General features: G+C 49.7%; 5 protein-coding genes and 1 pseudogene. 2 read left to right on the top strand and 4 right to left on the bottom strand.

Features of this window, described 5'->3' with window-relative positions; all coding sequences use genetic code 11:
- Positions 1-225 precede the first annotated feature (225 nt).
- Positions 226-1104 (top strand): DMT family transporter, encoded by an 879-nt coding sequence (locus DW830_RS14825; RefSeq protein WP_119250428.1) that lies wholly within the window; start codon positions 226-228, stop codon positions 1102-1104.
- Positions 1105-1333: 229 nt separating this feature from the next.
- Here DW830_RS14825 and DW830_RS14820 read toward each other — a convergent pair whose 3' ends face one another.
- The 3 genes and pseudogenes from DW830_RS14820 to DW830_RS14810 all read right to left on the bottom strand — a co-directional run bounded on the left by DW830_RS14820 (position 1334) and on the right by DW830_RS14810 (position 5544).
- The gene (locus DW830_RS14820; RefSeq protein WP_119250427.1) at positions 1334-2245 is read right to left on the bottom strand and encodes a LysR family transcriptional regulator; all 912 of its coding nucleotides are present in this window, start codon (positions 2243-2245) and stop codon (positions 1334-1336) included.
- Positions 2246-2391: 146 nt separating this feature from the next.
- Positions 2392-3722: pseudogene (locus DW830_RS17425) on the bottom strand (threonine/serine exporter ThrE family protein).
- Between the two features lie 133 nt (positions 3723-3855).
- The gene (locus DW830_RS14810) at positions 3856-5544 is read right to left on the bottom strand and encodes a putative transporter (protein ID WP_119250426.1); all 1689 of its coding nucleotides are present in this window, start codon (positions 5542-5544) and stop codon (positions 3856-3858) included.
- 325 nt (positions 5545-5869) lie between these two features.
- Here DW830_RS14810 and mnmA point away from each other — a divergent pair, with 325 nt between their 5' ends.
- Positions 5870-6997, top strand: a complete 1128-nt coding sequence (gene mnmA, locus DW830_RS14805) for a tRNA 2-thiouridine(34) synthase MnmA (protein WP_119250429.1) — start codon at positions 5870-5872, stop codon at positions 6995-6997.
- Positions 6998-7000: 3 nt separating this feature from the next.
- On the opposite strand, the gene DW830_RS14800 is transcribed toward mnmA, so the two are convergent.
- Positions 7001-7486 carry a low molecular weight protein-tyrosine-phosphatase gene (locus tag DW830_RS14800; protein WP_119250425.1) on the bottom strand — a complete coding sequence of 162 codons (486 nt, stop codon included), beginning with the start codon at positions 7484-7486 and terminating at the stop codon, positions 7001-7003.
- Between the last annotated feature and the right edge of the window lie 207 nt (positions 7487-7693).

The raw sequence follows: 7693 nt of genomic DNA, 5'->3' as shown, positions 1-7693 counted from the left end.
AATATAAACTAAGAAACAAAAGAGTTAAGTACGAAGAGCCGTGTGATGGGAGACTGTCAAGCACGGTTCCGAGAGAAGGGAGGGTGAAACTCCCTCCACTTACTCGACTAAATTATCAGAATAGATTCTCGATATTGATTCTCAGAATAGATTCTCGAAAGAAATGATATTATATAATAAGGTATAAGAAAAAACTTAGTAAAATAAAAAAAGCATTTTAATTCAATGACAAGCAGTAATAAAGTTAAGGGCTTTGCGGCGGGTGTTGTAGCTGCCGTGTGTTATGGTACCAATCCTTTGGGTACGTTGGAACTTTATGGGGATGGATTCAATTCCAGTTCGGTACTCATCTACCGCTATCTCCTGGCGGTGGCGATGTTTGCCGTGGTGATGCTGTTCCGCAAGGAGAGTTTCAAGGTAAAGTGGGGACACCTGATCCGACTCGCTACGCTGGGTTGCATGTTCTCTCTTTCTTCTGCCACACTCTATGTGAGTTTCCACTACATGGCGGCAGGTATTGCCAGTACCATCCTCTTTGTCTATCCAATCATGACGGCGATACTGATGACGGTATTCTTTCATGAGAAGGTGACGTGGTCAACTACCCTGGCTATCCTCCTGGCAGTATCGGGTGTGGGCTTGCTCTATCAGGGCGATGGAAACGATAAGTTGAGCACGGCTGGTTTTGCGCTGGTGATGTGTTCTTCCCTGCTCTATGCGCTCTACATCATCTCCGTGAATCAATGGAAGAATCCGGGAATGTCGAACATCAAGTTCACCTTTTACATCCTGTTGTTTGGACTCATCACGATGTTCATCTATTCGTTTATTGCAGGCGAGAAGATTCAGATGCTGCAGACTCCTATGCATTGGCTCTATGCTGCCCAGCTGGCGTTGTTGCCAACGGTACTGTCGCTCTTCTTCATGACGATTTCCATCAATCTCATCGGCAGTACTCCTGCTGCCATCATGGGAGCGTTAGAGCCTGTAACGGCAGTCATCATCGGCGTCTGTATCTTCGGCGAGAGTTTCTCCTTCCAGCTTGCCATCGGCATCCTCGCCATCCTGGCTGGTGTAACCATCATTATCGCCCGAAAGAAATAATGCATTCTCAATTTTAAAGAGCAAGAACTTTTATCAGAAATAAAAAAATGAAGGCTGCCTCCGCAATCAAGTCGGAGACAGCCTTTTTAGATTGAATTACAATCTTCCCTTTATTTCATTTTATTCTTGTGTTCTGCACGCCTTTATTATCTTGTGTTCAGCACGCCTTTATTATTTTGGTAGCTCGGTACGCCCTGTAAGGGCAGAAGCTTTCTATCCTTTTCCGATTCTATCTCAGAATATCCTTGAGCGCAAAGTTGGCGAGGATGCTGGTGCTCTGGCTCAGCATGCGGATGAACTCCTGCGCCGAGTTCTTCATATAGGCTTCCTTCAGAATGTGGATGCAGCCATCCATCTCGTTGTCGGCAGCATCTATCGGAATCGCTCTCATGCCTTTTTCCAGGATGGTGGTGGATTCTGAAAGTACCGTTACCAGGTTGCTGCGATGCAGGAGGTCGAAGATGATGTTCACATTATTCACTTCTACCATGATCTTGAAGTCGAGATCCTTGCCCTCTATCAGGTAATCGAAGGCGTTGCGAGCCTGCAGACCCTTGCATGGAAGGATGAGGTCGTAGCGCTCCAGCTCTGAGAGCTTGATGGATGAAAGACGCGCCAGGGGGTGGTTCTCGTTCACAATCGCCGCCAGACGGTTGCTGAAGATGGCACGGCTGTCAATCGCCTTGTCTGTCTTGAGTGGCTTGAAGGCAAGCACAAGGTCGAGCTCACGCTTCTTCAATCCATCCATCAGCTCCTGCATCGAACGGTACTGGATGTTCAGCTTTATATGAGGATAGGCATGAAGGAAGGCGATGAGCGTTTCTGCCATGATGTTGCTGAAGGAGTAGGTGACGCCGATGTTCAGTTCGCCCGTGAGCATCTCCTTCAGGTCGTTCATGTGGTCCACGCAAGCCATGGTGCAGTTTACCGCATTCTGGGCATAGGGAAGAAGCTCCTTTCCCGCCTCGGTGAGATAAACCTCGTGCGAGTTTCGCTCGAAGAGGGGCAATCCTATTTCCTGCTCCAGATGCGAAATCTGCTGCGAGAGGGTGCTCTGCGTGATGTAGAGCTTGCGTGATGCCTCCGAGAAATTGAGCGTCTCGGCTACCTTCAGAAAATATTTGAGTTGTCGTATTTCCATTTTCCTTTTTTCACTAGTCTTATAATTACGCGTGCAAAGATAAAACTTTTATTTTAATTAGCCCTGCTTTCGGGCAAAATAATCAGATAAATCCTGTAATCCGTGGGTTTCAATGTCCCACAGATTACGCAGATTAACACAGATTCTTACTTGATTTCCACTTCGTGCAGATCCACGAATTCGCCATTCTTCTTCTTTCTCTCCACCAGCATGTTGAGGAGTCGACGCTTGCGGTTGTCGGCGATGAAACGGCGGAAGAATACATTAGGAATGGCAACACCCAGGGCGATGCAGATGATGGCGAGCGAAGCCTTGATCAGGTTGTTCATACCCACGGTTACTTCGCCTACCACGCCGTGCATGTCGATGAAGGCAAACAGGGCACGATACATCAAAACTCCAGGTACCATTGGGATGACACTAGGAATGGTGATGCACTGGTGAGGGGTGTGGAACCAGTGGCGTGCCTTGATTACGATGACGCTGATGAGCGCAGAACCGGCAAGCGAACCGATGCTCAAGCCCATATCGAGACCGATGTTGCCATTGGATGGACCCAGGTTGACGAAGTTGCGGAAGCAAACGGCGATGATACCGCCCAAAGCCACAGCTGGCAACAGGCGTCTAGGAATACTGAAGATGGTAGAGAAGCCCATGGCTGATACGGCTGCCGCGATGGCGAACTCCCAGTATTCGTGGTGAGGAGTCATCGTAAGATTCTTCACGAAGTTGTCGATGTGGCAAACCTGGATGGCGAAGGCAATACCGAATGCCATGGCAAAGAGCATCAGCAGGGTGTTGAGGGCACGAACCATTCCCACCTCGATGTAACCGTCGAGCATGTCGCTCACGAAGTTGATTAATGGAACTCCCGGCACGATGAAGAGGGCGCACGCCATCAATGGGTGCCAAGGGGTAGCCGAATGCATGAAGCCCGGAAGGGCGGCTGCGATGGCTGGATTGAGCGAAAGGAAGGAGGTGAGCCACGCTATCAGCGTTGCCACGAATGCCGAAATACCGATGGCTACATAGTTGTTGCAGCCTTTGGTAGGCAGGAACATTCTCAGGCGGAAGCCAGGATGGCAGCAAGGGAACAGAAGAAGAATGCTGGCCAGTCGCAACCGAACTGGATGCAGAATCCGCCGCAGGCAAATCCGCCGCCGATGGCTACCTGCCAAGGGGTGAAGCTGCGTGGAGTGGCCTTGATATCGTTGAGTGCCTGCTCATACTGTTCGAGCGAATAGTTATCCTTGATAGCTTGCCAGGTGAGTTTGCTTACCAGCGAAATGGAGGTAAGGTTGATGCCGTGCTTTTCGCAACGCTGGAATTTGGAGAAGGAATGCTCCTCGTCGCTGTAGTTCACCATCAGCACATTCCAGTTGATGTAAAGGTGCATGTAGCGTTCGTCGAGACCGAGGAACGCTGCAGCACGCTTCATCGTACGCATAATGCGCGAGGTGTCGGCAGCACTCTCCATGAGAATGCTGCCTGTACGTAATAATAAGTCGAGTTTCCTTCTGAGTTCTGTTTCTGCGATTTCCTTGCAGTTGCAGTTGTTCTTGCCGTTGTCTGCGCAATCGCAGATTTTCATGTTTTTTTCTGTCATATATTTATCCGAATACGAAAATGATGATCTGAATGGTTACGATTCTGAGGAACATGGCGAATGGATAAACATTCGCATAGCCTACAGATGGTGCATCTGCTGATGTCTGCTCACGCACGTAAGCCAGGGCAGATGGATTGGTGTTGGCGCCTGCCAGCACTCCGAGCAATGTATAATAGTTGATGTGGAACACGTATCTTCCGATGATGCCGCCCACGATGATTGGAATCATGGTGATGGCGATGCCATAGAGAATCCAGGTCATTCCGTTTTCTGATGCCACGGTCTGAATAAACTGTTCGCCGGTGCCCAGTCCCACGCAAGCCAGGAAGATGCAGATTCCGATTTCACGGAGCATCAGGTTGGCTGAGATGGTGTTGTAGGTCACGAGGTTGTATTTCGGACCGAAGTAACCTATCAGGATGGCTACTACCAGAGGGCCGCCGGTCAATCCGAGACGCAGACTCTCGTTGATGCCTGGGATGAAGAATGGAATGTTTGCCACGATACAACCCAGCATGATGCCCAGGAAGATAGGAATCAGGTTAGGGTAGTTGAGGCGCTTCATCTGGTTACCCAGTACTTTCTCGGTATGGGCGATGGCAAGCTCTGTACCTACCACGGTAACACGGTCACCCAGCTGCAGCTTCAGCTGTGGAGTAGCAATCAGATCCACACCGTTGCGGTTTACTCGGGTAATGTTGGCACCGAGGCTTGTACGAATCTGAAGCTGGCTGATGCTCTTGCCGTTGATGCCTGGCTTGGTGATGCGGATGCGGCGGGTAATCAAGTCTTCGCCGAATTTCTCCTCGCTCACCTGCACCTTCTCGCCGAGCAGGGCGATGACTGGCTCTTCTACGGTAGGGTTGGCAACAATCTGCAGGATGTCGCCCTCGTTGACTCGGGTCTGTCCGTTTACCACCTCGTCGTGCTTGTCGCTATCTTTGCGGATAATCTTTGAAACCATGAAGTCGCGCTTCAATATTTCGCGTATCTGCTTGATGGTGTCGCCGAATACCATCTGGTTGGTCACCTTTACAGAGAAGGTGTTCAGGGTCATCGCCTCCAGGTGTCCCATACCGCGCTTGGCATCAGCTTCCTCTTCGCTCTTGTTGATGCGCAGCGCATACCTTAATATAATAAAGGAGAGGATGACGCCGAGCACACCCATAGGGTAGGCGATGGCGTAGCCGGCTGCGATGGATGGAGCATCGATGTGGCGCAGGTCGCTGAATGCCTGCTGTGCAGCTCCCAGTCCCGGGGTGTTGGTAACGGCACCCGAGAGGATACCTGCCATAGAGGTAATGGATGTTCCCGAGAACGAGAAGATGGCGAGGGTGGTGATGATACTCAACGCTACCACGATGATGCTGAGCAGGTTGAGGCTCTTGCCGCCATTCTTGAACGAAGCGAAGAAACCAGGTCCTACCTCCAGACCGATGGAATAGACGAAGAGAATCAGTCCAAACTCCTTGAGGAAGTGGAGCAGATGCTCATCGAGATTGAGAGAGAAGTGACCGAAGATGAGGCCGATGAAAAGAATCCAAGCCAATCCGAGAGAAACTCCCTTTACTCTCAATTTTCCTAAACTCAAACCCAAGGTGATGACCAACGCCAGGATCAGCACGGAGTGGGCTACTCCGCCTCCCCATAGGTCAGGGAAGCCATAAAACAGATTTTTTAAGATATCCATGTTCTTATATTAAACTATGTTATTGATTTTCTTACATTCAACTATGTTATTGATTTTTACTATAATCGCTTTTCTCTGATTTTCGATTGCAAAGGTATGGATAAAATCGAAAACAAAAAGAATTGGCGTTGGAATGAGCCGATTTCTGCTATTGGGAATTTCGATAGAAGAAGGAGCGGATAACGGGGAGAATGTAGCGCAAGAGAAAACATTTAGGCAAAATATGAGATTTTTCGGCATAAGATGGCGGCTTTTCGCAGAATTTGTTGTAACTTTGCCTTCTGAATTGAATAATAGCGAATAGACAATGGATAATAATAATAAGATGATAAAGGATACTCCAAGAGAGAAGGAACTGGAGACCAGAGACGAGCTCTTCCTTGCCGAGGTAAAGGACAAGCGGGTGGCCGTGCTGCTTTCGGGCGGCGTGGATAGTTCGGTAGTGGTGTGGAAGTTTGCCCGACTGGGCCTGCACCCTGACTGCTTCTATATCAAGATAGGACCGGAAGAAAAGGAGGAATGGGACTGCTCTTCTGAGGAGGACCTGGAGATGGCTACCGCCGTGGCTCACAGATACGGATGCAAGCTGCAGGTGATAGACTGCCACCAGGAATACTGGAACGAGGTGACCCGCTACACCATGGACAAAGTGAAGGCTGGATTCACCCCGAACCCTGATGTGATGTGCAACCGACTCATCAAGTTCGGTGCCTTCGATGAGAAGATGGGCCACAACTACGACCTCATCGCCACAGGTCATTATGCGCAGACCGAAACGGATGAAAACGGCGATAAATGGCTCGTCACGAGTCCTGACCCCGTAAAGGACCAGACCGATTTTCTGGCTCAGATAGAGAGTTGGCAATTGAGAAAAGCGATTTTCCCTATCGGTCATCACATTAAAAATGAAATTCGTGAGATAGCCGAAGAGGAAAATCTCATTAATGCCAAGCGCAAGGATAGTCAAGGAATTTGCTTCCTGGGGCAGATTAATTATAACGATTACATCCGCCGATACCTGGGCGAGAACCCGGGCGACGTGATTGAGATGGAGACGGGTAAGCGCATCGGAGGCCACAAGGGTTTGTGGTTCCACACCATCGGTCAGCGCAAGGGTCTGGGCTTCGGCGGCGGACCTTGGTTCGTGATCAAGAAGGATGTGGAGAAGAACATTCTCTACGTGAGTCATGGCTACGATCCTCAGACGGCGTACAAGAAGGATTTCCCGCTTCAGGATTTCCATTTCCTCACCCGCGAGGTGGCGATGCAGAAGGTAACGTTCAAGATTCGCCATACGCCGGAGTATCATCCTGCTACCATCGAAAAACTCGAAGATGGCCGCTGGATGATACATTCAGAAGAGGCGATCCACGGTGTGGCTCCCGGCCAGTTCTGCGTGGTGTATGATGAGCATCATCATCGCTGCTATGGTTCGGGCGAGATTACTGTATAATTCTTATTCTTCTACGAGGCTGTTCAGTAATCCCTGGCAGGCATCTTCCAGGAGCGTGATAACCAGCTCAAAGTCGCTGTAGTCGCCATAGTATGGGTCGGGCACGGTGGTGTATTCACGATGGTGGGTCAGGAAATCTGCCATGCGCACCACCTTGTCCTTGTCAGCCTGGCAGGAAGCCATGGAGGTGATTGCGCGGTAGTTCTCATTGTCCATTACTACGATGGTTTCGAATATCCCGAAATCTGACTTCTGGAACTGGCGGGCGTGACTGTTGAAATTGTAGCCATGCTCGGCTCCGCATTTTCTCATGCGGCTGTCGGGCAGCTGACCTACGTGCCAGTTTCCGATTCCTGCAGAATCGATTTCAAACTCATCCTGCAACCCTGCTTTTTCTACCAGGCTCTTCATGATGCCCTCTCCGGCAGGCGAGCGGCAGATGTTGCCCAGGCAGATGAATAATACTGTATGTTTACCTTTCTTTGTCATTCTTCTGATATTTATTAGATGTTTGTCAATATTTGCAAGTAAGCTCCATATGCTCAGAAAGTATGCTCCATCCCTTGCAAGTAAGCTCCACACGCCCTGAAAGGGCAGAAGCTCCTAGCCCAGGGCAACGCCCTGGGTTGTTCGGTGTTATAAACATACGCCCTGTAAGGGCAAAAGCTTTTAAGTATTAGTAATGAAGCTTTTGCC

It is taken from the genome of Prevotella sp. AM34-19LB (assembly GCF_003468525.1).
In the GTDB taxonomy this organism is placed as follows: Bacteria; Bacteroidota; Bacteroidia; order Bacteroidales; family Bacteroidaceae; genus Prevotella.
Note: the sequence above shows the minus strand (reverse complement) of the source record. Positions and strands in the feature narration are given on the sequence as shown.

Bases quoted from the DNA above. Each gene is read 5' to 3' on its own strand.
- DW830_RS14825 (WP_119250428.1), top strand. From the start codon at position 226: ATGACAAGCAGTAATAAAGTTAAGGGCTTTGCGGCGGGTGTTGTAGCT.
- DW830_RS14820 (WP_119250427.1), bottom strand. From the start codon at position 2,245: ATGGAAATACGACAACTCAAATATTTTCTGAAGGTAGCCGAGACGCTC.
- DW830_RS14810 (WP_119250426.1), bottom strand. From the start codon at position 5,544: ATGGATATCTTAAAAAATCTGTTTTATGGCTTCCCTGACCTATGGGGA.
- mnmA (WP_119250429.1), top strand. From the start codon at position 5,870: ATGATAAAGGATACTCCAAGAGAGAAGGAACTGGAGACCAGAGACGAG.
- DW830_RS14800 (WP_119250425.1), bottom strand. From the start codon at position 7,486: ATGACAAAGAAAGGTAAACATACAGTATTATTCATCTGCCTGGGCAAC.